Below are 24,107 nucleotides of genomic sequence, written 5' to 3'. Positions count from 1 at the left end.
GTGCAAACCCGTGCGGTAGCCATGTCCCGAAAGGATCGGTTACCACCCAAGTCACGGCAAACCTGTGCGGTAGCCATGCCCGGTGCTGGACAGAAGGGGACGATCACCGTGCCAGCGAGCACCTGCAGGACTACAGGGATGTCACCCGAGCGGGACTTAATTCTTTTCGCCCAGGCAACTTCAACCGTGCCCACACCAGGCCGGCAAGGGGCTCAGCCAGACCAACTTCGGCCTGTTCCCGTCACCGGCGACCTGGCCCGGATTAGTTTGGCAAGTGCTTGGCAGACAGCCCCGAACAAGTTCGCCTGCTGCTACTGCCGACACCTGCGGATTAATTATTGGCAAGGGTTAAAACAGGTACTGACCGACATTCATCAGACGGTCATTAAGTCAATAAAGATTAAAACGATCCGCTGCATTTCTTGCTGACTGCCGGGCACTGTGAAAGCCAGTTTCAATCACGTTAATTGCGCCCTGAAGGCGCACAGAGAGGATGCCCCGATGGCAAGGAATGATCTATCGGAATCGACATTAGGATGTCTAATAGGCGGCGCCGGTCCGGCAGGCCTAGGATTCCTGTTCAATGCCATCAAGCGCGGTGCCCTGGAGCAACTCGCCCAGGCCGGCACCATCATCGTCGATGCCGGAACCGAACTCGGCGCCGGCAAGCTGGGTGACTATCAGATCATCGCCAACTCGGTGAGCGACGTCTTTCTGGACTGCCTGCGCGATCCCCTGCTGGCGCCCATCCTGGCCCCGCTGCAAGCGTCCCCGACGTTTCGCCACCTCAAGCTGAATTCCCAGGAAGCACCGGCGCTGCCCATCGTCGGCCAGCTCTTCCAGCAAGCCGCCGGCCTGGTCCTGCCCTGGCTCGAACGCCAGTACGGCATCCCCACCTGGCGCCAGACCCGCATCACCGAAGTGACCTGCGAAGGTTCGAGCTATGTCGTCTGGCTGGAACAGGCCGGCGCCATCCGCCGCGTCCGCACCTCCAGCCTGGTGCTGAACCTGGGCGGCAAGCAGACCCGCCACAGCTTCGAGGAAAGCATCCAGGCCATGGGCCTGCAACTGCCCCAGAGCGCCTCGATCGACAGCTCCGACAATCTGCTGCGCCTGCAACCCGAAGCCCTGCGCCAGCGCTATCGGGCCCGCCTCAAGGATGGCGGTCCGATCTGCGTGGTCGGTGGCTCCCACAGCGCCTTCTCCGCCCTCGACAACCTGGCCAGCGCCCTGCACCACGATGGTCTGCGCGAACTGACCCTGGTCCATCGCTCACCGATCCGGCTGTTCTACGAGACCGCCGCCGAAGCCCTGGCCGCCGGCTATCCCTTCGACCCGCTGCAGGACATCTGCCCCATCTCCAAGCGGGTCAACCGCTCCGGCGGACTGCGCTACCGCGCCCACGAGATCGGCCGCCAGGTCCTTGCCGGTCAGGGCATCGGCGGTACCCCGGTCAAGGTCAAGACGCTGCAACTGGATGGCAGCGCCGAACAACTGGCCAACGCCCAGACGCTGTTCGACAGCGCCGCCCTGCTGGTACAGGGCATGGGTTACCAGCCCATCGTGCCCGAGCTGCGCTGCCAGGACGGTCGTCCGCTGACCCTGCGCACCCTGCGCGGCGGGCTGGACTCCGACGCCGCCGGCAGCCCGCTGGACCAGCAGGGCCAGCGCCTCAAGGGCCTGCACCTGTTCGGCCTGGGCTCGGGACTGGCAGTGGATCCCCGCCTGGGGAGCGAGGCGTCCTTTTCCGGACGCATCTACGGGGTCTGGCAGTTCCACAACGATGCCAGTCGCGAGGCCCTGGAGTCGGTTCTGGAGCGTCTGGACAAGCCCGGCGCCGCCTTCCGGCAACCGGCCAGCCCGGTCGCCGAACACGCTTGACCGAACCGACACGTATCAAGGACTCGATAAGCAGGTACCGGATCATGATCAATGTGACCAAGCCTTACCTTGGCGATAAGGAACGCTTCAAGGCGTATATCGACAAGATCTACGCCAACAACTGGATCACCAACCAGGGCCCTCTGCACGCTCAACTCGAAGAGCGCCTGCGCGACTATCTGGGCGTCAGAAACATCATCCTGGTCAACAACGGCACCCTGGCCCTGCAGGTCGCCTATCGCGCCCTGGGCCTGACCGGCAGCGCCATCACCACGCCGTTCAGCTTCGTCGCCACCACCAGCACCCTGCACTGGGAAGGGATTCGGCCGGTCTTCGCCGACATCCATCCGGAAACCTGGAACCTGGATCCGGCCAACGTCGAAGCCGCCATCGAGCACGACACCTCGGCCATCGTCGCCACCCACGTGTTCGGCAATCCCTGCGATGTGCGCGGCCTGCAGCAGGTCGCCAACCGCCACGGCCTGAAGGTCGTCTACGACGGCGCCCATGCCTTCGGCACCCTGTTCGAAGGCCGCTCGGTCCTGCAGTGGGGCGACATCACCACCGTCAGCTTCCACGCCACCAAGCTGTTCCACACCATCGAAGGCGGCGCGATCATCACCGAAGACGACGAGCTCGCCGAGCGCGTCCGCCGCATGATCAACTTCGGCATCGTCGATGCCGAACGCATCGAAGGCGTGGGCATCAACGCCAAGCTCAACGAAGTCTCCGCGGCCATGGGCCTGTGCATCCTCGACGAGCTGGAAGACATCCTGGCCCGCCGCGCCATCATCGGTCAGCACTATGAGAGACGCCTGCAGGGCACCTTCGACCTGCAGCGTCCCACCTACGGCACCCAGCTGAACTACAGCTACTTCCCGGTGGCCCTGCGTGACGAGCCGAGTCTGCTGGACACCAAGAAGGCCCTGAACGCCGTCGGCATCAATCCGCGCCGCTACTTCTATCCGTCGCTGGAAACCCTGGATTACCTGCAGCCCCAGGCGATCAAGCCGGTCTCGCGCAAGCTGAGTCACCGCATCCTCTGCGTGCCGCTCTACCCGGACCTGCCGCAGGCGACCCAGGACCTGCTGATCGACACCCTGCTCCTCGCGCAGCAGAAAAAGACCAGCATGGAATCCCTGCGGGCGCTCATCACCCCGGCACAGCTGCTGCCGAGCTGGGATTTTCCCGGCGACTCCTCTCCTGCTCTAACTTGACCCCGGCCCGCTATCTCCCATGACCAGTCCCGCGAAAGTGTCGGTGTTGCGCAACACCCTGATCAACTATGCCGGCCAAGCCTATGCGCTGCTGATCGGCATCTTGATCCAGCCGATGTATCTCGGTCATCTGGGTGCCGAAACCTATGGTCTGATCGGCTTCTTCGCCGTGCTGCAGACCTGGCTGCAACTCCTCGACGTCGGCATTTCCGCGTCCCTGGTGCGCGATGTCGCCCATGGCCGTGGCCAGACCGGTGCCGGGCGCACCCGCGGTCAACTGCTGCGCTCGCTGGAATTCATCTTCATCCCCCTGGCGACCCTGGCCTTCGTCGCCATCGAGCTGAACTCTGAGTGGATGGCGGGTCACTGGCTCAATGTCCAGGGTCTGCCCACCGAGACCGTGGCCCACTGCATCGGCCTGATGGGGCTGATGATCGCCTTCCGCCTGCTGTCGACGCTGTACAAGAGCGGCGTCCAGGGGGTCGAGCTGCACGGCTGGCTGAATCTGGTCAATGTGCTGATCGCCACCGTCCGCTACTTCGGCGGCCTGATCCTGGTGATGTGGATTTCCCAGGAGCCGCTGGACTTCTTCGTGTTCCAGGCCTTCGTCGCCGTGTTCGAGATGCTGGTCTATGCGCTCAAGGCCTATCGGCTGCTGCCCAACCCCACCTGGTGGAGCGGCTTCGACTGGCAGCGGGTCAAGCCCATCGTGCCCTTCGCCCTGAGCATGTCCTTCACCTCGATCCTGTGGATCGCCCTGACCCAGCTCGACAAGCTGGTGCTGTCCAAGGCGCTGCCCCTGGCCGAGTACGGCTACTTCAGCCTGGTGGCGCTGATCTCCACCGGTATCGTCACCCTGACCAACCCGCTGGTGCAGGCGCTGCTGCCGCGCATGACGGTGCTGGTGTCCCAGGACAAACCGCTCGAACTGGAACGGCTCTATCGCAACGCGGCGCGCTTCGCCTTCGCCATCCTGCTGCCGCTGGCGGCCATGGTGGCCTTCCATGGCGAGGCGCTGGTCTTTGCCTGGACCGGCGACAAGGTCTCCGCCCACTGGAGCGAGCCGATCCTGTTCTGGTACGCCCTGGGCTCGGCCCTGCTCGCCCTGAGCCAGTTCCAGTTCTATCTGCAGTACGCCTACGGCAAGTTGCGCCTGCACGTCTGGTACAGCCTGGTATCCGCGGCCATCTCGGTGCCCATCGTGATCCTGGTGGTCCTGCACTACGGCGTCTATGGCGCAGCGCTGGCCTGGTTCTTCATGCGCCTGATCCCCTTCGTGATCTGGCCGATGATCGTCCACGGCCGCTTCGCGCCGAATCTGCAGCGCTACTGGAACCAGGACCTGCTGGTGGCCGTGGTGGTGACCGCCATCGGCGTGGGCCTGAGCAAGCTGCTGTACCAAGAGATTCAACCGCAGGAGCGGTTCTCCATCCTCGCCACCCTCGCCCTGGGCGGTGGCCTGACCCTGGTGCTGATGGCGCTGAGCTACGTGCTCTGTTCTCCGAAACAGACCCGCTCGCGCCTGTTTTCCCAACTCTACAAAGCAGGTATCTGACATGGACGCTCGGACCGAAGCAGAGATCATGAAGAACTGGCCGACGGATTGCAGTCGGCCGGTCGCCAGCATCGTCTGCCTGACCTTCAACCATCGCGAGTACATCGGCCAGGCCATTGACGGCTTTCTGCGCCAGCAGACCGATTTCCCCTTCGAGATCATCGTCAACGACGACGCCTCGACCGATGGCACCCGGGACATCCTCCAGGACTACCAGCGCCGCTATCCCCGGCTGATCCGCCTGATCCTGCAAAAGGAAAACCAGTACAGCCAGGGCAAGCCCTATGGCATGCCGGTGTTCCAGCAGGCCCGCGGCGACTACATCGCCTACTGCGAAGGCGACGACTACTGGAACGATCCGCGCAAGCTGCAGCTGCAGGTGGACTTCCTGGAGAACAACCGGGACTACGCCCTGACCTTCCACGCCTCCTATGCCTTCAACAGCAAAGGGATCGTCAATCCGCAGCGGTTCGGGGGCCAGGATCACTACGACCGCAGCGAAACCGAACTGAAGAAGGCGCTGCCGCTGTCCACCCTGACCGCCTGCTTCCGCAACGTCCTGCGGGAACTGCCGCCGGAGCTGGAAACCGCTGCGCTCATGGACATCGTCTGGTGGTCGCTGCTCGGTGCCCACGGCAAGGGCAAGTTCATGGAGGAGATCCGCCCCGCCGCCTACCGCGTGCACGAGGGCGGGATCTTTTCCATGCGTGCCAGCCAGAAGCGCCTGCAGATGGATCTCCACACCCAGTACTGCCTGGCCAACTACTACTACCGGCTGGGCGAGCGCGACCTGCATGTTTTCTTCCTGCGCCAGGTCCTGAGTCTTTCGCTGTCCTCGATTCCACCATCGCAGAAGGTCAAGGCGCTTCTGCGGGCGGTGAGCAACATCACCTTCAACATCGGCCGACGCTTCGCCCCCAAACGCGTCACCTACTGAACTTACACAGAGCAGTTTTCCGGCTGCCAGGTATCCAGCTAAAAGGAAGGGACCCCAATGACCGTCATGCAGCGCTCTTCGTTCGAACAACACGAAGAACAACATCTGGATCTCAAGACGATGGCCCTCACGCTTCTTGACCACAAGAAGCTGATCGCAGGCATCACCGCGGGCTTTCTGGCCGTGGGCATCGCCTACGCCGTGCTGTCCACCCCGCAGTACGTCGCCGGCGCGATGATCCAGATCGAACCCAAGAAGAATGCGCTCACGGCGGTTGCCGAGACCGTGGTGCGACCCAATTCGGCCTCGCCGGCCGTGGCCGAGATCGAGCTGCTGAAGTCGCGCGCGGTGCTGACCAAGACCGTGGAGAACCTGCGCCTGGACATCGAGGCCAAGCCGCGCTTCTTCCCGCTGATCGGCCACTACCTGTGGCGCCACTACGAAGCCGACAAGCCGGGTCAACTGGCGGACAGCTGGCCGCAACTGCGCGGCTTCGCCTGGGGCGGCGAGCAGATCGACGTCTTCCAGTTCGATGTGCCGGACGACATGTACGGCGAGACCCTGACGGTGGTCGCCGGCAGCAACGGTCGCTATCGCCTGCTGGACAAGGACAAGCAGCCCCTGCTCGACGGCCAGGTCGGCCAGATGGCCGCCGGTAACGGCTATCGCATGCAGATCAAGACCCTGACAGCGCGCCCTGGCACCGAATTCAAGGTGACCCGCAATCGCGTCATCACCACCGCGCAGCTCTATCAGAATCGCATCAAGACCAGCGAAGCCGGCAAGGAGTCGGGAATCATCTACCTGTCCCTGGCGGACGAGAATCCCGAACTGGCCAAGAGCGTCCTGTCCGAGATCAGCCGCCTGTACGTCATGCAGAACGTCGAACGCAGCTCGGCGGAAGCTGCCCAGCGCCTGGACTTCCTGCGCGGCCAGCTGCCGGCGGTGCGCAAGGACCTGGAAAGCGCCGAAGCGGCCCTGAACAGCTATCAGACCAACAGCCGTTCCGTGGACATCAGCCTGGAAACCAAGGCCGTCCTGGACAAGATCGTCACCCTCGACACCTCCATTTCCCAGCTCAAGCTCAAGCAGGCCGAATACGATCGCCTCTATACCCGCGATCACCCCAGCTACAAGACCCTGCTGAACCAGCTCGCCCAGCTGGAAGTGGAAAAACGCAGTCTGCAGCGCAAGGTGGAAGCCCTGCCCAGCACCCAGCAGGAACTGCTGCGCCTGAACCGCGACATGAAGGTCACCAACCAGACCTATCAGCTGCTGCTGAATCAGGCCCAGGAACAGGACATCATCCGCGCCGGCACCATCGGCAACGTGCGCCTGGTCGACAACGCCGACGTCAACCTCGACGAGCCGGCCACCAACCGCAAGGTCGCGCTGATCCTGTCGCTGCTGCTGGGTCTGGTGACCTCCGTGGTGGTGGTCTTCGTCCGCCAGGCCTTCCAGAAGGGCATCGAGAATCCCGACACCGTCGAGCAGATCGGCCTGCCGGTCTATTCCACCCTGCCCTTCACCAAGGACCAGGAGCGCCTGAACCGTCGCCTGAAGAAGAAGACCCGTACCGGCGAACCCAACCTGCTGAGCGTGGTGCAACCGGCCAACCTGGCGGTGGAATCCCTGCGCAGCCTGAGATCCAGCCTGCACTTCGCCATGCTGGAAGCCAAGAATCGGGTGATCATGATTTCCAGCCCGACCCCGGGCGTCGGCAAATCCTTCGTCTCCAGCAACCTCGCCACCGTGGTCGCCCAGTCGGGTCAGCGCGTGCTGCTGATCGACGCCGACATGCGCAAGGGCTATCTGCACCGCGTGTTCGGCCTGCAACCGCAAGCCGGCCTGTCCGAGCTGCTGACCGGTCGCAGCAAGCTGCGTGAAACCATCGTGCCGAGCGGTATCGCCCAACTGGACATCATCAGCTGTGGCCAGGCCGCGCCGAATCCCTCGGAGCTGCTGATGCACGCCAACTTCTCCCGTCTGCTGGACGAAGTGGGCAGCCTCTACGACCTGGTGATCATCGATACCCCGCCGATCCTGGCGGTGACCGATGCCGCCCTGGTGGGTCGTCTCGCCGGCACCACCCTGCTGGTCACCCGTTTCGGTCAGAGCACCCTCAAGGCGGTGGAGAACTCCCGTCGTCGCTTCGCCCAGAACGGCATCACCATCAAGGGCGCCATCCTCAACGGCGTGCAGCGCAAGGCCTCGACGTCCATGGAAGACGATGGCGTCTACGGCTACTACGAATACGGCCCCCGTACCTGATACATCGCTCCGCCGCGCCTGACTGCCCCTAGAGAAGGAACTCGCCCATGACGCTCGCCCATCCCGCCGGTCACTGGTATCTGGTGCAGACCAAGCCCAACCAGGAAGTCCGCGCCGAAGAAAACCTGAGCAGACAGGGTTACGTCTGCTTCCGGCCCCAGCGCGAGCGCAAGGCCTCCGGCAGAAGTCGCGCGAGCGGCAGCGAGTCGCTGTTCCCGGGGTATCTGTTCATTCAGCTCAACGACGTGAACGACAACTGGTACCCCATCCGCTCGACGCGCGGCGTCAATCGGATCGTCAGTTTCGGCACCCAGCCGACGGCCGTGAGCGAAGGCATCATCGACGACATCCGCCAGCGCCTCGCCGCGCTGGCTGAGCCTGCACCCAGCCATCAGCCCGGTGAGACCGTGCGGGTGCAGTACAGCCAGGAGCTGGAAATGGACGCCGTGTTCCTGAGTGCCGATGGCAACGAGCGGGCCATCATCCTGCTGCGCATCCTGCAGCGCGAACAACGGGTCAGCGTCGCTCTTGATCAACTGTCGGCAGTCGCCACCGTCAACCAGCGGCTGCGCGCCTGACCAAGAACTGTAAGGCCCTTTGGAGGAATCTGTTCATGCAATGCAAGACCACGGTCGTTACCGTCACCTACGGCAATCGCCTCGGCTATCTGGAGCAGCTGGTCACCCGCGCCCTGGCCGAACGCACCATTCACCAGGTCGTTGTGGTGAGCAATGCGGCCACGGTGTCGCTGGATAGCCTCGAAACCCGCTGGCCCGGTCAGGTCAAGGTAATCAACCTGAGCGAGAACACCGGTTCCGCCAACGGTTACGCCGTGGCTCTGGAAGCGGCCCTGGCCACCGATACCACCCATATCTGGATGATGGACGACGACAACGCGCCCCTGGGCGATGCCCTCGACGTGCTGCACCGTCGCCTCGACGAACTCGGCGCCGTCCACGGTCGCGACAAGGTCGCCGTGCTCGGCTACCGGCCGACCCAGCAGGCCGACATCGCCCAGTGCATCCCGACCCGGATGATCACCCAGCCGCGTTCGAGCTACTTCGGCTTCCACGTGGCCCGCATCCCCTACAAGATCTGGCGCCGCCTGCCCTGGGGCCGTCCGCGCGGTGGCCAGCCGGAAGCCCTGGTCGAGCTGCCCTTCGCCCCCTATGGCGGCATGCTCGCCCACCGCAGCCTCTATGAGCGCATCGGCCTGCCCCTGCGCGAGCTGGTGCTCTACTCCGACGACACCGAGTACACCTACCGCATCACCCAGGCCGGCGGAAAGCTGTTCATGGTCACCGAGGCGGAACTCGAAGAACTGGAGCATTCCTGGAACATCAAGGAAGGCACCAGCAACGTCTACCAGAACTACCTGCAGGCCGGCTCGGACTTCCGCGCCTACTACGCCGCGCGCAACCAGGCCTGGTTCGACAAGAACGTCTGGGCCAGCTCCCGGCCGATGTACAGCCTCAACCGCTACGTCTTCCACACCCTGCTCAAGTGGTTCGCCCGTGACGACAAGAGCCGTCAGCGCCTGGCGCTGATCCGGCAGGCGGTCCAGGACGGCGAAACCGGCGCGCTGGGGATAAACCGCAGCTATCCGCTATGAAACTGCTCTTTCTCAACAGCTTCTATCCGCCCCATGTGGGCGGTGGCGCGGAGCTCATCCTGCAACGCAGCGTGGAAGGCTTCCAGCAGCGCGGTCACGACGTGGCCGTGCTGGTGACCGGTCCCGAGCAGGGTGTGCGGCAGGAGACGGTGAACGACGTGCGCGTCTATCGCGCCGGGCTGAAGAATTTCTACTGGCCCCTGACCCAGCAGCGCCCCGGTCCGCTGGCGCGCTTCGGCTGGCACTTTCGCGACCAGTACAACAGCGCGATGCGGGCGCCCCTGCGCCAGATGCTGCAACAGGAAAAGCCGGACCTGGTGGTGTGCCACAACCTGTCCGGCTGGTCGGTCGCGGCCTGGGACGAGATCCGCGCCAGCGGCGTCCCCATCGTGCAGGTGCTGCACGACATGTACCTGCTGTGCCCGAAGAACACCCTGTTCAAGAAGGGCCAGAGCTGCCAGAAACTCTGTGGCAGCTGCGCGGCCCTGCGTCGGCCCCACGCCGAGCAGTCCGCCAAGGTGGATGCCGTCGTCGGCGTCAGTCGCTACCTGCTGGATACCATCGTCAACAAGGGCTACTTCGGCGGCGTTCCGCGCCAGGTCATCCATAACGCCAGCCTGATCGCCGGCAGCAATGCCGAGACCGCGACCCCCAATCCGGACGGCGTCGTCCGCTTCGGCTACATGGGCACCCTGTCGGAGAACAAGGGCGTGGGCTGGCTGATCGAGCAGTTCCAGCGGCTGTCGCTCAACGCGACCCTGACCATCGCCGGCAAGGGCCAGCTGGATTACGAAACCCAGCTCAAGGCCATGGCCGATCCGCAAAAGGTCAGCTTCGTCGGCTATCAGAAGCCCGAGGCCTTCTACCAGAACATCGACGTCTTCGTCGCGCCTTCGCTGTGGGCCGAGCCCTTCGGCATGGTCGCCGTCGAGGCCTGCGCCTTCCGCAAACCGGTCATCGCCAGCCGCATGGGCGGCCTGCCGGAGATCGTCCGCGATGGGGTCAACGGCCTGCTCTGCAATCCCGACGACCGCGACTCCCTGGGCCGCGCCCTGCAGTGCCTGCATGACGATGCCGAGCTGCGCCAGCGGCTGAGTCTGCTGAGTCGCACCGCGGTGGCCGATCTGCTGAGCATGGACACCATGCTCGACCAGTACCTGGCGCTCTTCGAGGACGTCCTCGGCAAGGCGCAGCACGGCTCCGCCAAGCAGCTTCACGTACCTCACACACAGCTTTCCAACTGATCCATCCCAGGTCACGGCAACGGGCAGAATCATGATCATCGTCAATTCCCGCTTCATCACCCAGGATCTTCGCGGCGTTCAGCGCTTCGCGGAATGCATCTCGCTGGAGCTGGCGAAGCTGCGATCCGACCTGCGCTTCGTCGCGCCGCCCGGTGTCGTCAGGCCCGACGTGGCCAAGCGGCTGAACATCGAGATCATCGGCACCCGCCAGGGCCAGCGCTGGGAGCAATGGGACCTGCCGAACTGGCTGAAGAGCCAGGGCAGCCCCCTGCTGCTGTCGCTGTGCAGCACGGCGCCGCTGCTCTACACCAACCAGATCGCCACTCACCACGACATCAACTACGTGCGCTTTCCCGAGAGTTACTCGTGGAAATTCCGCACCTCGTACCGCTGCCTGATCCCCATGCTGCTCAAGCGCTCGAATGCCCTGATCACCGTGAGTGAATTCTCCCGGGACGAGATCTCGCGCTTCTATCGCTACCCGAGCGACGCGATCACGGTCGTGCCCAACGCCGTCGCCGACGCCTTCACCCTGGCGCCGCGAATTGACAGCGCCGACACCCCCTATCTGCTGGCGGTGTCCTCGCCCAGCTACCACAAGAACTTCTCGCGGATGCTGGAAGCCTTCGCCGCCCTGCCCCGCGACCTCAAGGTCGAATTGCGCATCGTCGGCGACAGCCACGCCGTGTTCGGCCAGAGCGATCTGGCGACCCTGGCCGCCAGGGATCCGCGGGTCAAGCTGCTCGGCCGCATCGACGATGCCGAACTGGCGCGCCAGTATCGCCAGGCCACCGCCTTCGTCTTTCCGTCGCTCTACGAGGGGTTCGGCATCCCGCCCCTCGAAGCCCAGGCCTGCGGCTGCCCGGTGATCTCGGCCAATACCGCCTCCATGCCGGAAGTGCTGCAGGACAGCGTCCTCTACTTCGACCCCTACGAGACGGCCAGCATCACCCAGGCGATGCGCACCATCCTGCAGGACGCACCGCTCAGGGAGGCGCTCCGCGCCAAGGGTCTGGCCAACATCCAGCGCTTCAACTGGCAGACCTCGGCAAGCAAGGTCTCCGACCTGCTGGACAGCGCCCTGGCGAGCTCTTCGAAGGCCACGGCCAGGGCCGCCTGAAAAGACCACAGAACAACAATTCAGCGATCAAGAACTCATGGAAGAGACAAGTAACGCCATGGCAGGCCAGAGCCGCTCCTCGGTACCCCTGACGCTCGACAAAGACGCGAGACCGTTCGGGCGCACCCTTCAGATCGCTGAATGCCACCTCAGGCAATGCGGCTCGGACGACATCGCGGCAGCGACCGCGGAATGTCCGGATAACGCCGCTGCTTGCGAAACGCCTGCAACAGACCCCGTCGTTGCACAAAGCCCAACCATCAAGTTGCACGAGCTCGACAGCCCTTCGGACAGCATCGAGATAACCCGGCTGCCCTGGGGATATGCAGTGACCAGAAAAACCAGCACTCCATGAATCAGCACCAGCACTTGATTTCATTTCACGCTTAAGGAAGACGACATGAAAATCGCCATCGTTCACGATTGGTTGGTAACCTTTGCTGGCGCCGAACGCGTGCTTGCCGAACTGCTCGACATCTGGCCGGAGGCGGACCTGTTCAGCGTGATCGACTTCCTCTCGGACGAGGATCGGGCGCAATTGCAGGGCAAGCAGGCGACCACCACCTTCATCCAGCGCCTGCCCCAGGCCAAGAAGCGCTATCAGACCTACCTGCCGCTGATGCCGCACGCCATCGAGCAACTCGACCTGTCCGGCTACGACCTGATCATCTCCAGCAGCCATGCGGTGGCCAAGGGCGTTCTGACCGGTCCGGACCAGCTGCACATCAGCTATGTCCACTCGCCCATCCGCTATGCGTGGGACCTGCAGCACCAGTACCTCAAGGAAGCCGGTCTCGACCGCGGCCTCAAGGGCAAGCTGGCGCGGGTCATCCTGCACTACGTCCGCATCTGGGATCAGCGCACCGCCGCTGGCGTGGACGCCTTCGTCGCCAACTCCCACTTCATCGCCCGGCGCATCAGCAAGGCCTATCGCCGCGAAGCCAAGGTCATCTATCCGCCGGTCGACATCAGTCGCTTCACCCCCAGCGGCGGCAAGGAGGACTTCTATCTCACGGCCTCGCGCATGGTGCCCTACAAGCGCATGCCGATGATCGTCGAAGCCTTCAGTTCGATGCCCGACAAGAAGCTGGTGGTGATCGGCGCCGGCCCCGAATTCGAGAAGGCCAAGGAAGTCGCCGGCCCCAACGTCACCATGCTGGGTTACCAGGACTTCGACTGCCTGCTGGACCACATGCGCCGGGCGCGGGCCTTCGTCTTTGCCGCCGAGGAAGATTTCGGCATCACCCCCATCGAAGCCCAGGCCTGCGGTACCCCCGTCATCGCCTATGGCCGGGGTGGCGTCCTGGAAACCGTGCGCGGTCTCGATACGCCACATCCCACCGGCGTCTTCTATCCGGAGCAGACCACTGCCTCGCTATGCGCCGCCGTGCGCCAGTTCGAGGCCCTGGAAACGCCGATCAGCCAGCAGGCGTGCCGGCAGAATGCCGAGCGCTTCGCCACCAAGCGCTTCCGTCAGGAAATGCGGGCCTTCGTCGAAGCCCGGGTCGCCGCCCTGCATCTGCCCGCCGACCTGGATCTGGACATCGTGACGCCCTTTCCCAGCAAGGGCCTGCAGCCGAGTTCGCTGAGCACGGCCTGATGGTTACTCTTTCACGTCCATGAATTCCCGCGCCCAGACTCGATACTCCTGCAGTGTCGAGTACTTGGTGGAGAGTTCCGACGCGGACAGGTCGGACGCGGTGATGTTGCGCTGCTCCCTGAGGCAGTCATAGGTCGCCTTGATCGCCGCGAAGTAGGCGGCATGCCCGTTCACCACGACCCGCACACCGGCCTTGGCCAGGCGGGCGTTGTCACGCAACTGGGGATTGCCATAGGTCACCAGCATCACCGGCACGCTCAGGTGCTGGGTGATCTCTTCCAGGTGCGCGAAATCGCGAATGCCGACCATGCAGATACCGTCCGCGCCTGCGGCCTCGTAGGCCTTGGTGCGGGAGATGACTTCCGCGGTGCTCAATTCGGTGGCATTGGTCCGGGCAAAGATGCTCAGGGCTTCGTCGATACGGGCTTCCAGCGCGCCCTTGATCTTGCCGATGCCTTCCTCGACGCTCACCAGGTCGGTGGACTTGCGGCCATAGCCGGCCGGCAGCACGGTGTCCTCGATGGTCAGCGCAGCCACCCCGGCGCGTTCGAGCTCGGTGATGGTGCGCATCACGTTCAGCGCATTGCCGTAGCCATGATCGGCGTCGGCGATGATGGGCAGCCGGGCGACCCGACCGATGCGCGTGGCCTGTTCGACGAACTCGCTCAGGGTGATCAGGGCGAAGTCCGGCGCGGCCAGCACCTGCAGGGAAGCCACCGACCCGCCGAGGATGCCCATTTCGAAACCGAGATCATTGGCGATGCGCGCCGACATGGGATCGAAGACGGACGCCGTGTGGTAGCAGCTGTCCGATTTCAGCAGGGATCTGAACGCTAGACGCAGCTTGTGCGGGGAGGTTGGCTTCATAGGATTTTCCTTCTGGGATATACCGAACAGACAATGTTAGCGCGACAAGTAGTGGTGACACGACCAGATGTCCGGCTTTGAGATAAATCGATTCATCAAGCTGACTCACGGTCACCGCTCTGCCTCGCGCGCTTCAGCCACCGGAAGCCAAGGTCCGAACGCCGTCGAGCAAGGCGCAGCCAGGCGCCGGAAATTTCGATACCCAAGCCTGCCTGGGCGAAGTGACAATAGTGGCCAGGCCCTGCCTTCCTGCCAATCCCGTCATCGCCTAATGCCATCATGCTTGCCGCCGACTTGCTAGACCGCTTCACCGCCCTGGATCTCTTTCTGACCCGGTATCAGCACCTGTGGCGGCCGAGACCCTTCGTCGAACGGGAACTGGCCTGGGAATCGAGCCATCCGGAGCTGGCCCGCTGGCTGCGGGCCCGCAGTCTGGAAGCGGCCGAGGCGGCCCATAATACCCCCCAGCTGCTGGCTGCCCCTGAACCCTTCCGCTCGCTGGCAGCCACCTCACTGGCGCTGGCTCAGGTCGAGGAACGCCAGACGCAACCCGGCCGCGATCGGCCTGGCAGGCAGGAAGTCGACGTACCCGGACGCAAATGGCTGCAGATAGAAGCCTTCGCCCGCACGCTGGATTTCCAGCACCCCGTGCAGCGCTGGGTCGACTGGTGCGCCGGCAAGGGCCACCTCGCCAGGCACCTGACCCATCAAGGTGCGCCGGCCGTCTGTCTGGAGGTCGATGCGGCTCTCGTCGAGGAAGGCGAACGGCTCAGCCACCGGGCGCGAACCCCGGTGCACCATTATCAGGCTGATGTGCTTCAATCGCTGGCAGGAGAATCGCTCGGCAGTCGCGACACCCCCGTCGCCCTGCACGCCTGCGGCGACCTGCACGTCCAGCTGCTCAGGGTGACCGCGGAACGTGGCTGTCGGCAGCTGGCCCTGGCGCCCTGCTGCTATGACCGCATCGCCGCCGCGGCCTATGACCCGCTGTCGGTGCCGGCCAAGGCCTCGGCGCTGCGCCTGGACCGGGAAGCCCTGCGCCTGGCCCTCTGCGAAACCGTCACCGGCGGCCAGCGGGTGCGGCGGGACAGAGATCTGTCCATGGCCCGCCGGCTGGGATTCGATCTCCTGCAACGCGAGATCAGGGGCTGCGATACCTATCTGAATACCCCGCCCCTGCCCAGCCACTGGCTGCGCCAGCCCTTCTCGGCCTTTGGTGCGGAACTGGCGCGGCGCAAGGGATTGCGGCTGCCCGCCGGAATCGACTGGCCACTCTGGGAACAACGGGGCTTCCAGCGGCTGGCAGAAGTTCGTAATCTCGAACTGCTGCCCGGTCTGTTCCGACGACCGCTGGAGCTGTGGCTGGTGCTGGATCAGGCGCTGTTCCTACAGGAGCAAGGTTACAGTGTGAGGGTGGGGACCTTCTGTCCCGCCAGCCTGACACCGCGAAACCTGCTGCTGACCGCGGAAAAACGCTGCCTGGCATAGGCCTACAGCCGCTCTACCCTGCACGTTTGTCGGAATTTGAGCGGAGGAGTGTAAAAAATACCTTTTGGTGATGGACTTCTCACAAAGTCTGCACAATAGTTAGGTTGCAATCTCGCAAAAAAAGCAGGAATAACAAAAATGCGCTACTACCTGCCCGTTTGGACCGGCGTTGCCGGTTGCCTCGTCTTCGCCCAAGCCCAGCTGCCCTGGCTTGCGGTGGCCTCCCTCCTTGTCAGCTGGTCGTTCCTGCTGTTCTCGCACGACAACACGAGAAATTCAGCCTGGCATTCCAAGATCTCCAGCCTTCCCGTCAATTCCCCCCTGAGTTTTCAGTCCCACCATCGCCATTGAGGCGTGTTTCAGGCCAGGGACTGGCCTACACCCGACCTGACCGGTCTGGCTGTCTCATTGTTTGGTGAAGCAGCTCACAACTTCCGCATCCCGCGTTAAAGTCCGACGGAACGTTTTACCCCCTCCCGCTGCCCGGGCAGGCCACTCATCGCACCCTGATGCGAAAGAAGTGTGCCAGCCGTCCGCACACGTTGTGACGCACTCCGCCCTTTTTCACTTCCCTCCCCCCGTCGCAGAACGACTGGCGTGCTATTTGCCCTGATTTGGGGCAGCTCGACAGCGCCGCCCGGCCTTTCTACCGTGTGAACCTCTTAATCAGTGCCGAGTCCTAACGTCGCTACAGCCATCATGGCATTTAGCGATCGGTGGTCAGTCATCGGTCCTAGAGCGCCATAGTGAACATTTCATACGCTGGTAGCTGCCTCGCCCAGTTGAAAGTTCGTGCACGGTATACGCACAAGGATGGAACCATGAATTTGAAAGAACGCGGCATTTTGCATACGAATTCCTCGGCAATCTCGCTCGCACACCGCCTGCTCGATCTCGCCGTGATCACCCTGAGCGCCTACGTGGCAGGCACCTGGGCGTCGGACACCGGCATGCGTCCCGAGCATTGGGTCGTCATCTTCCTGTCCTTGCTGATCTTCCACTTCCTCACCGAGCTGAACCACGTCTATGGTTCCTGGCGCGGCGAGCGCATCACCGATGAACTGCTCAAGATCGCCACCTACTGGGTGCTGACCTTCGCGACCGTGTTCATGGTGGACTACTTCTTCTTCGATCAGTCCTATCTGACGCCTGGCGTGATGCAGGGCTGGCTAGGTCTGACGCTGGGCACCCTGTGCGGCTATCGCGTGCTGCTGCGCTCGATCATGCATTCCTTGCGCAAGGCCGGCATCAATACCCGCCACGTCGCCATCGCCGGTAACGGCATGGTCGCCCAGCGCCTGGCGCACACCATCAGCACGGCGCCCTGGATGGGCCTGCGCATTGCCGGTTTCTATAGCGACAACCAGGATACCGGTGAAGAAGGCGTGCCCAGCCCGGCGCTGAATGGCGGCCTCGACCAGCTCATGCAGGACGTCCGCTCCGGCCTGGTCGACAAGGTCTACATCACCCTGGGCATGGCCGATCAGAGCAAGATCAACTGGCTGGTCCAGGAGCTGAGCGACACCACGGCTTCGGTGTACATTATCCCGGACATCTTCATGTTCCACCTGCTGCATGCCCGCAGCGAAAGCCTGGACGGCCTGCCCAGCATCAGCATCTTCGATACCCCGATGGATGGCGCCAGCCATATCGTCAAACGTATCGAGGACATCGTGCTGGCTTCGATCATCCTCGCCATGATCTCCCTGCCCATGCTGGCCATCGCCATCGGCATCAAGATCACCTCGCCCGGCCCGATCTTCTTCAAGCAGAAGCGCTACGGCATGGACGGCAAGCCGATCGAAGTGTGGAAATTCCGCAGCATGAAGGTCATGGAAAACGGCGCCAAGGTCACCCAGGCCACCAAGAATGACTCCCGGATCACCCCGTTTGGTGCATTTTTACGACGTACGTCTCTCGATGAATTGCCTCAATTCATTAATGTACTCCGCGGCGAAATGTCCATCGTCGGTCCCCGCCCCCATGCCGTCGCTCACAACGAGCAGTACCGCAAGCTGGTGCAGGGCTACATGCTCCGCCACAAGATGAAGCCCGGCATTACCGGCTGGGCTCAGGTCAACGGCTGGCGCGGCGAGACCGACACCCTGGACAAGATGCAGAAACGCGTCGAGTTCGATCTGGACTACATCCACCACTGGTCCTTCTGGTGGGACGTCAAGATCATCTTCCTCACGCTGTTCAAAGGCTTCATCAATAAGAACGCATACTGAGTCTGGCCGGGGCCGCTGGCCCCACTGCTCAGCACGACGATCTGGAGCCTGGACTCCTGACTCTAATTACATCGGCAGCGAGCAACTCCCGAAAGGATTGCTGGGCTATCTGCCGTCGATACCTGTTGTCCGGACAACAGGAAGGTTTTGAAGAATGATCAAGTCGATATTGGTTGTATGCGAAGGGAACATCTGCCGTAGCCCGGTCGCAGAAGCACTACTGGCCAAGGCACTGGAAGGCCGTGACGTCCAGGTCGGCTCGGCCGGCATCAGGGCGCTGGTTGGCCACGGCATCGAGAAGACCGCTCAGGAGGTACTACTACGGGAGAACGGCATCGATTTCACGACCCACAAAGCTCGCCAGGCGGATGCAGAGATGCTGCGCAAGGCGGATTTGATTTTGACCATGGAAGAGTTCCACTCACGCTCCGTCGAAAGTATTGCTCCTGAAGTCAGGGGTAAGGTTTTTCTGATCGGGAAATGGTTGAGCAATCAAGAAGTACCAGACCCTTATCGCCTTTCTAAAGAGATGTTTCAAAATGTCCAAATACTTTTGACGCGCTGTGTAGACAGTTGGCTTCCATACATCAAATAGGGAAGAAGGAATTTCATGACCACGATGCCTCGCTTTACTCCCGAAGTTAAGAATGAGTCGGATATCAACTTCTCCGCACTCTTCGGTATGTTGATAGATTACAAATGGCAACTCCTGTCGGTAATCGGCATTTTCGCCGCGCTCGGTATCGGCTATGCCATCCTGGCCACGCCGATGTATTCGTCCAACGCCATGATCCAGATCGAAATGGAGAAGAAGGGCGTTACCCGACTGACCGATCAGTCCACCGGCATGCCGCCGCCCATGCCCGAGGCGGTGACCGAGATCGAGCTGCTCAAGTCGCGCTCCGTGATCGGCAAGGCGATCGAGAACCTCAAGCTGGATATCGAGGTCAAGCCGCGCTATTTCCCGCTGATCGGCAACTTCGTCGCGCGTCGTTTCGATCCGCAGAATGAAACCGACGTCGCCTCTCCCCTGCTCGGCCTGAACAGCTTTGCCTGGGGTGGCGAGAAGCTGGTCATCGACCAGCTGGAAGTACCGGACAGCAATCTCGACAAGCCGATGAAGCTGAAGGTCGAGGACAACCAGAACTTCACCGTCTTCAACGCCGACGACGAAGTGGTACTGCACGGTGGCCTCGGCCAGCCGGTGAGCAATGCCGGGTACCAGATCAAGGTGACTACGCTGCAGGCTCGCCCTGGCACCGAATTCACCATCATGAAGAAGCGTTTCTCCAAGACCATCCAGGAATACCAGGGTCGCATCGTCGCCGGTGAGCGCGGCAAGATGTCGGGCATCATCGGTGTCGGTCTGCAAGACGCGGATCCGCTGAAGGCCCAGGCCATCGTCCAGGAAGTCGCGGACATCTACGTTCAGCAGAACATCGATCGCAACGCCGCCGAGTCCACCCAGAGTCTGGAATTCCTGCGTGCCCAGATCCCGGTCGTGAAATCCGACCTGGAAAAGGCCCAGTCCGCGCTGAACTACTACCAGACCAACAAGAAGTCGGTCGATATCGACAGCGAGACCAAGGGTGTCCTGGAACAGACCGTTGCCCTGGACAACCAGATCTCCGAGCTGAACCTGAAGCGCACCGAGATGGATCGCAAGTTCACTCGCCAGCACCCGGCCTACCAGGCGCTGATGAGCCAGCTGGGCCAACTCCAGGCCGAGCGCGCCAAGCTGCAGAAGCGCGTCGAAGTGCTGCCGGAAACCCAGCAGGAACTGCTGCGTCTGAACCGTGACATCGAAGTGACCGGCCAGACCTATGCGCTGATGCTGAACAAGGCTCAGGAACTGGAAGTCATTCGCGCCGGTACCGTTGGTAGCGTCCGCATCATCGACAACGCCAACGCCAACGTTGACGATCCGTCCGCGCCCAACAAGCCGCTGATCATCGCCGTCGCCATCATCCTCGGCGGCATCGTCGGCCTGGCCATCGTCTACACCCGTCATACCCTGCGTCGCGGTGTCGAGACCCCGGAAGCCATCGAGCAGATCGGTCTGCCGGTCTACGCCTCGATCCCCTACAGCAAGAACCAGGCGGACACCACCAAGGTACTGGGCACCAAGCAGCCGGGCGAATCCTCGCTGACCGCCATCACCCATCCGACCGATCTGAGCACCGAGGCGCTGCGCAGCCTGCGTACCAGCCTGCACTTCGCCATGATCGAGGCCAAGAACAACATCCTGATGATCTCCGGTCCCAGCCCGGGCGTCGGCAAGTCCTTCGTGTCCTCGAACCTGGCCGCGGTGATCGCCGAGTCCGGCCAGCGCGTCCTGCTGATCGACGGCGACATGCGCAAGGGCTATCTGCACAAGCTGATGAACACCAAGCAGCAGGACGGCCTGTCCGATCTGCTGAGTGGCCGCATCGCCCTGAACGACGCCATCAAGAAGACCGAAGTCGGCAGCCTGGATTTCGTCTCCTGCGGCCAGTTCCCGCCGAATCCGTCGGAACTGCTGATGAGCCTCCGCTTCACCACCGTGCTGAAGAAATTCAGCGAGCTGTACGACATCGTGATCATCGATACCCCGCCGATCCTGGCGGTGACCGAGGCCGGCATCATCGGCAGTCATGCCGGTACCAGCCTGATCGTCGCACGTTTCGGCGTGAACAGTGTCAAGGAGCTTGAGGCGACCAAGCGCCGCTTCGACCTCAACGGCATTCCGCTCAAGGGCGTGATCTTCAACGCCGTCGAACGCAAGGCCAGTAACTACGGCTCCTATGGCAACTACCACTACTCCTACGAGCAGGACGCCAAGAGCTGATGCACGACCCCGGCTGGACGGCCTGAGCGCCGTCCAGCCAATCCCTTCAGGGATCGCGGCAGTATTCGTACAGGCGCATCGAACAAGAAACTACCTCACACAGCGATTTCGAAGGGTTCGCTCCTGAACCCGGCCACGCTTGGCAGCCTTGGATCTCGACGCTGTACCGGATTGATGATTCTGAAGAATAGGAACACGCCAATGAACGTAGTCATGGTGCTCAACTACAAGGCCCCCAACGAAACCATCAGTTGTGTGGAGAGCATCCTCAAGCACTGCCCGTCCATCGATCACACGGTGGTGGTGGACAACGATTCCCAGGACGGCTCCATCGACGTCCTGCAACGCTGGCAGGCCGAAAACGGCCTTAGCCAGGTTACCGTGCTCGCCAGTCCGCGCAACGACGGCTATGCCGGTGGCAACAACTACGGCATGCGCTGGGCGCTGGACAATCTGGCGGTCAAGCATTTCTGGGTCGTCAACAACGACGCCTACGTCAAGGACGATGCCTTCGCGCCATTGCTGGCCGAATTGCAGCGCGCGCCCAAGACCATCGTCGGCTCGGTGATCCTGAGCTCTCAGACCGGGCGCCTGGAATGCTATGGCGGCGGCATCCTCTATCCGCTGCTGGGCAAGTCCAAGCTGCTGGGCAAGGACATCGAGGTCAGCGAGATTTCCAAGCTGGACCGTGAACCCGACTACATCATGGGTTGCAGCATGGCCTTCTGCGCCAGCCTGCTGACCGAGATCGGATTCATGGACGAGGCCTACTTCATGTACTCCGAAGAGGTGGACTGGCAGCACCAGGCCAAGCGCAAGGGCGTCGCCCTTAAGGTTTCGCCCGAGAGCCAGCTCTATCATTACGGCTCCATGAGCTCGGGCGGACGTAGCGCCTTCTATCACTACTTCCGCAACCGCGCGGCGACCCGTTTCAATCGCAAGTTCCACGGCACCTCCTACGCACTGGTCTCCGCCGTGTTGCTGTCCGGCATCACCGTGCTCAAGGAATTCAAGAATCCGAAACTGGCCTGGTCCGGCGTCAAGGGCGCCTTCAAGGGAGCGACGATGCATGTCTAACCTACGCACCCAAGCCTTTGGTATCGACTTCTTCACCGGTACCAAGGACGAGTTGCTGAGCTCGATCAGCCAGGATATCCATCGGCCCTACAGCTACATCGTCACGCCGAACATCGACCATGTCGTGCAGCTGCAGAGCAATGCCGACATGCGCGAGTCCTATCAGCGCGCCGGCAAGCGCATCTGCGACAGCCGCATCCTGATGCCCATCCTCAAGTCGCTGGGCGTCGCCGTGCCCGAGGTCATCACCGGCAGCGATCTGACCCTGAGCGTCCTGCGCAAGGCCAACGACGAGCGCCTGTCGGTGGTACTGATCGGTTCCAGCGAGAACGACGTCGGCAAGCTGCGCCGGATGTATCCGCACATCCAGCTGGCGCACTACAACCCGCCGATGGGCTTCATCAACGATCCGCTGGAGACGCAGAAGTGCGTCGACTTCGTGATGCAGAATCCGTCGGAATTCATCCTCTATGCCGTAGGGGCGCCGCGTCAGGAAAAGCTCGCGCGGCAGATCGACAGCAGCAAGCGTACCGGTGTCGGTCTGTGCATCGGCGCGTCCATCCTGTTCGCCGTGGGCACCGTCAAGCGCGCACCGCGCTGGATGCAGAAAGCCAAGCTGGAATGGTTGCACCGGCTATGCTCGGAGCCCAAGCGGCTGGCCAAGCGTTACGTGCACGATGCGCTGAGCATCCTGCCCATCTATCTCAAGGAACGCAGCAGTCGACGCACCTGAGTGGCTGCCCCGCAGCTGCTCAGCCGCAAGGAAGATGACCACCGGACAAGCCGTCCGGTGGTCCCGTCTGGATGGGTAGGTCTATGAGCATTCTCCGTAAAAGTACCGTTTCCTTCGTTCTCCTGGTCCCGTTGCTGATCCTGCACCTGGACGTGTTCGGCGAAAGCCCGCACAACCCGGTCGGCATCCTCTATCTGAACGAGCTGTATCTGGCCATCTGCATGGCCTTCACCTTCTTCTACCTGCTGACCAGCATTGGCACCCAGCAGCGCGAATTCAAGATCCTGATGACCTACGCCGTCTATTCGTCGGTGGTCTTCATCGGGTTGCCGGCGGTCTTTTCCTTCCTGTTCTACGGTCAGCCGCTGATCTATGGCCTGATCGAGGAGCGGCGGATCCTGTTCTGCTTCGGCTTCGCCACCCTGATGTTCCTCGGTCGCAACATGACCGCCTCGCAATTCGAGAAGGCCCTGCTGATCACCGCGCTGCTGGCCGCCGTCATGGCCTGGATGTTCAAGTTCGGCGTGCTGCCGGACCTGCGTGACAAGCAATCCTCCTTCGACCGCCCGGACCGTTCCTCCATCGGTGCGCCGGCGCTGTGCCTGGCCTACTTCTACTGCATCCAGACCTGGAACAAGGGCATCTCGCCGATCGATGGCTCGGCGCGCAGCAAGACCGTCCATATCGTGCTGGCCATGGTCTTCCTGCTGACCCTGGTGTTCGGTACCCAGACCCGGCAGCTGATCGTGCTGGCGCTGGTTTTCACCGTGTTCTGCCTGAAGAGCAAGTCCATCGTCTGGATCTGCGTCTCTACGCTGCTGCTGTCGCCCTTCTTCATCTTCCCCGACCTGATGAAGGTACTGGGGCTGAATCTGGACTTCTATGCCCAGTCGGTGGAGGACGGTCCCACCGATGGCGTGCGTGAGCAGACCATCGGCTACATCTTCTCCCACCTCAGCCAGAACCACTGGTTGCCGAGTGGCTCGCTGTCGCTGATGTGGAACAACGGCTTCATCCCCTATTTCGGCGAGTACTTCTTCCTCTCCGACGTCGGGGTGTTCGGCACCCTGTTCCGTTTCGGCTTCCTGGCCTTCATCATCATCCCGGTATCGCTGTTCCTCTACTATCGCTGGGCGAAGATGCTGCACCCCGATACCGGCTTCGTGGTGACCGCCACCTTGGCCCAGCTGGTGATTTGGCCGTTGGCCGGCTTCTTCGAGTACCTCCAGGCCACCATCTGCTATCTGATGGTGATCCAGGCGCTGCGCACGCTGCACCACTACAGCTCCGCGTCCGCCCCGGAGACCTACGTCAGCAGTCCCTACCCGCGCCCGAGCAGCCAGCTGGCTCGCCCGGTCTGATCCCTCGTGGCCCCCCCCGGGCCCCCGGGGGGCCCCCCGAGGGTTTGCCCCCCCCCCGGGGCTGGTGAAAAAAAACCCCCGGGACA

General features: G+C 62.6%; 19 protein-coding genes. 18 read left to right on the top strand and 1 reads right to left on the bottom strand.

Annotated features, from left to right (window positions below):
- Positions 1–501: 501 nt before the first annotated feature.
- From QMX82_RS13460 to QMX82_RS13415, 10 genes are all read left to right on the top strand, one after another.
- On the top strand, positions 502–1,881 hold the full coding sequence (locus QMX82_RS13460; protein ID WP_208693170.1) for a pyridine nucleotide-disulfide oxidoreductase: 1,380 nt from the start codon (positions 502–504) through the stop codon (positions 1,879–1,881).
- Between the two features lie 44 nt (positions 1,882–1,925).
- Positions 1,926–3,098, top strand: a complete 1,173-nt coding sequence (locus QMX82_RS13455; RefSeq protein WP_208693171.1) for a DegT/DnrJ/EryC1/StrS family aminotransferase — start codon at positions 1,926–1,928, stop codon at positions 3,096–3,098.
- Positions 3,099–3,117: 19 nt separating this feature from the next.
- A complete protein-coding gene (locus QMX82_RS13450) occupies positions 3,118–4,653 on the top strand; it encodes a lipopolysaccharide biosynthesis protein (protein ID WP_158889732.1) in 1,536 nt (511 codons plus the stop codon).
- Position 4,654: 1 nt separating this feature from the next.
- Positions 4,655–5,590 carry a glycosyltransferase family 2 protein gene (locus tag QMX82_RS13445; protein WP_208693172.1) on the top strand — a complete coding sequence of 312 codons (936 nt, stop codon included), beginning with the start codon at positions 4,655–4,657 and terminating at the stop codon, positions 5,588–5,590.
- A 57-nt stretch (positions 5,591–5,647) separates the two neighbouring features.
- Positions 5,648–7,861 carry a polysaccharide biosynthesis tyrosine autokinase gene (locus QMX82_RS13440; protein WP_282284341.1) on the top strand — a complete coding sequence of 738 codons (2,214 nt, stop codon included), beginning with the start codon at positions 5,648–5,650 and terminating at the stop codon, positions 7,859–7,861.
- A gap of 47 nt (positions 7,862–7,908) precedes the next feature.
- Positions 7,909–8,439 (top strand): transcription/translation regulatory transformer protein RfaH, encoded by a 531-nt coding sequence (gene rfaH / locus QMX82_RS13435; RefSeq protein ID WP_133860432.1) that lies wholly within the window; start codon positions 7,909–7,911, stop codon positions 8,437–8,439.
- Positions 8,440–8,474: 35 nt separating this feature from the next.
- Positions 8,475–9,473 carry a glycosyltransferase gene (locus QMX82_RS13430; protein WP_282284339.1) on the top strand — a complete coding sequence of 333 codons (999 nt, stop codon included), beginning with the start codon at positions 8,475–8,477 and terminating at the stop codon, positions 9,471–9,473.
- A complete protein-coding gene (locus tag QMX82_RS13425; RefSeq protein WP_282284337.1) occupies positions 9,470–10,717 on the top strand; it encodes a glycosyltransferase family 4 protein in 1,248 nt (415 codons plus the stop codon). Before QMX82_RS13430 ends, QMX82_RS13425 begins: the two co-directional genes overlap by 4 nt.
- A 31-nt stretch (positions 10,718–10,748) precedes the next feature.
- Positions 10,749–11,837, top strand: a complete 1,089-nt coding sequence (locus QMX82_RS13420) for a glycosyltransferase family 4 protein (protein ID WP_282284335.1) — start codon at positions 10,749–10,751, stop codon at positions 11,835–11,837.
- A gap of 400 nt (positions 11,838–12,237) precedes the next feature.
- Positions 12,238–13,437, top strand: coding sequence for a glycosyltransferase family 4 protein (locus QMX82_RS13415; protein WP_208693177.1), 1,200 nt, complete (start codon positions 12,238–12,240; stop codon positions 13,435–13,437).
- A gap of 3 nt (positions 13,438–13,440) precedes the next feature.
- Here QMX82_RS13415 and QMX82_RS13410 read toward each other — a convergent pair whose 3' ends face one another.
- Entirely contained in the window at positions 13,441–14,304 is an 864-nt protein-coding gene (locus QMX82_RS13410) for an isocitrate lyase/PEP mutase family protein (RefSeq protein ID WP_208693178.1), read from the bottom strand.
- A gap of 279 nt (positions 14,305–14,583) precedes the next feature.
- Between QMX82_RS13410 and QMX82_RS13405 the strand changes: the two genes are divergently transcribed.
- The 8 genes from QMX82_RS13405 to QMX82_RS13370 all read left to right on the top strand — a co-directional run bounded on the left by QMX82_RS13405 (position 14,584) and on the right by QMX82_RS13370 (position 24,021).
- Positions 14,584–15,792: a methyltransferase gene (locus QMX82_RS13405; protein ID WP_208693179.1), complete on the top strand. Its 1,209-nt coding sequence runs from the start codon at positions 14,584–14,586 to the stop codon at positions 15,790–15,792.
- Between the two features lie 138 nt (positions 15,793–15,930).
- Positions 15,931–16,143 carry a hypothetical protein gene (locus QMX82_RS13400; RefSeq protein ID WP_133860424.1) on the top strand — a complete coding sequence of 71 codons (213 nt, stop codon included), beginning with the start codon at positions 15,931–15,933 and terminating at the stop codon, positions 16,141–16,143.
- 470 nt (positions 16,144–16,613) lie between these two features.
- Entirely contained in the window at positions 16,614–18,023 is a 1,410-nt protein-coding gene (locus QMX82_RS13395; protein ID WP_208693180.1) for an undecaprenyl-phosphate glucose phosphotransferase, read from the top strand.
- 154 nt (positions 18,024–18,177) lie between these two features.
- Positions 18,178–18,618: a low molecular weight protein-tyrosine-phosphatase gene (locus QMX82_RS13390; protein WP_133860422.1), complete on the top strand. Its 441-nt coding sequence runs from the start codon at positions 18,178–18,180 to the stop codon at positions 18,616–18,618.
- Positions 18,619–18,633: 15 nt separating this feature from the next.
- The gene (locus QMX82_RS13385; RefSeq protein WP_133860421.1) at positions 18,634–20,850 is read left to right on the top strand and encodes a polysaccharide biosynthesis tyrosine autokinase; all 2,217 of its coding nucleotides are present in this window, start codon (positions 18,634–18,636) and stop codon (positions 20,848–20,850) included.
- Positions 20,851–21,051: 201 nt separating this feature from the next.
- The gene (locus tag QMX82_RS13380; protein WP_282284324.1) at positions 21,052–21,927 is read left to right on the top strand and encodes a glycosyltransferase family 2 protein; all 876 of its coding nucleotides are present in this window, start codon (positions 21,052–21,054) and stop codon (positions 21,925–21,927) included.
- Entirely contained in the window at positions 21,920–22,660 is a 741-nt protein-coding gene (locus tag QMX82_RS13375) for a WecB/TagA/CpsF family glycosyltransferase (RefSeq protein WP_282284322.1), read from the top strand. The genes QMX82_RS13380 and QMX82_RS13375 overlap by 8 nt, the downstream gene beginning before the upstream one ends.
- A gap of 83 nt (positions 22,661–22,743) precedes the next feature.
- Positions 22,744–24,021 (top strand): hypothetical protein, encoded by a 1,278-nt coding sequence (locus tag QMX82_RS13370; protein WP_282284320.1) that lies wholly within the window; start codon positions 22,744–22,746, stop codon positions 24,019–24,021.
- Positions 24,022–24,107 lie beyond the last annotated feature (86 nt).

The organism is Pseudomonas sp. PS02302 (assembly GCF_029959585.1).
In the GTDB taxonomy this organism is placed as follows: domain Bacteria; phylum Pseudomonadota; class Gammaproteobacteria; order Pseudomonadales; family Pseudomonadaceae; genus Chryseomonas; species Chryseomonas aestiva.
The sequence above is the reverse complement of the archived record's forward strand: the minus strand, read 5'-3'. Positions and strand labels throughout refer to the sequence as shown.

Excerpts from the sequence above, each read along its gene's own strand:
- QMX82_RS13410 (WP_208693178.1), bottom strand. The coding sequence starts at position 14,304 with ATGAAGCCAACCTCCCCGCACAAGCTGCGTCTAGCGTTCAGATCCCTG.
- QMX82_RS13385 (WP_133860421.1), top strand. The coding sequence starts at position 18,634 with ATGACCACGATGCCTCGCTTTACTCCCGAAGTTAAGAATGAGTCGGAT.
- QMX82_RS13395 (WP_208693180.1), top strand. The coding sequence starts at position 16,614 with ATGAATTTGAAAGAACGCGGCATTTTGCATACGAATTCCTCGGCAATC.
- QMX82_RS13400 (WP_133860424.1), top strand. The coding sequence starts at position 15,931 with ATGCGCTACTACCTGCCCGTTTGGACCGGCGTTGCCGGTTGCCTCGTC.
- rfaH (WP_133860432.1), top strand. The coding sequence starts at position 7,909 with ATGACGCTCGCCCATCCCGCCGGTCACTGGTATCTGGTGCAGACCAAG.
- QMX82_RS13420 (WP_282284335.1), top strand. The coding sequence starts at position 10,749 with ATGATCATCGTCAATTCCCGCTTCATCACCCAGGATCTTCGCGGCGTT.
- QMX82_RS13455 (WP_208693171.1), top strand. The coding sequence starts at position 1,926 with ATGATCAATGTGACCAAGCCTTACCTTGGCGATAAGGAACGCTTCAAG.
- QMX82_RS13405 (WP_208693179.1), top strand. The coding sequence starts at position 14,584 with ATGCTTGCCGCCGACTTGCTAGACCGCTTCACCGCCCTGGATCTCTTT.
- QMX82_RS13390 (WP_133860422.1), top strand. The coding sequence starts at position 18,178 with ATGATCAAGTCGATATTGGTTGTATGCGAAGGGAACATCTGCCGTAGC.
- QMX82_RS13460 (WP_208693170.1), top strand. The coding sequence starts at position 502 with ATGGCAAGGAATGATCTATCGGAATCGACATTAGGATGTCTAATAGGC.
- QMX82_RS13380 (WP_282284324.1), top strand. The coding sequence starts at position 21,052 with ATGAACGTAGTCATGGTGCTCAACTACAAGGCCCCCAACGAAACCATC.
- QMX82_RS13375 (WP_282284322.1), top strand. The coding sequence starts at position 21,920 with ATGTCTAACCTACGCACCCAAGCCTTTGGTATCGACTTCTTCACCGGT.
- QMX82_RS13445 (WP_208693172.1), top strand. The coding sequence starts at position 4,655 with ATGGACGCTCGGACCGAAGCAGAGATCATGAAGAACTGGCCGACGGAT.
- QMX82_RS13415 (WP_208693177.1), top strand. The coding sequence starts at position 12,238 with ATGAAAATCGCCATCGTTCACGATTGGTTGGTAACCTTTGCTGGCGCC.
- QMX82_RS13370 (WP_282284320.1), top strand. The coding sequence starts at position 22,744 with ATGAGCATTCTCCGTAAAAGTACCGTTTCCTTCGTTCTCCTGGTCCCG.
- QMX82_RS13430 (WP_282284339.1), top strand. The coding sequence starts at position 8,475 with ATGCAATGCAAGACCACGGTCGTTACCGTCACCTACGGCAATCGCCTC.
- QMX82_RS13440 (WP_282284341.1), top strand. The coding sequence starts at position 5,648 with ATGACCGTCATGCAGCGCTCTTCGTTCGAACAACACGAAGAACAACAT.
- QMX82_RS13450 (WP_158889732.1), top strand. The coding sequence starts at position 3,118 with ATGACCAGTCCCGCGAAAGTGTCGGTGTTGCGCAACACCCTGATCAAC.
- QMX82_RS13425 (WP_282284337.1), top strand. The coding sequence starts at position 9,470 with ATGAAACTGCTCTTTCTCAACAGCTTCTATCCGCCCCATGTGGGCGGT.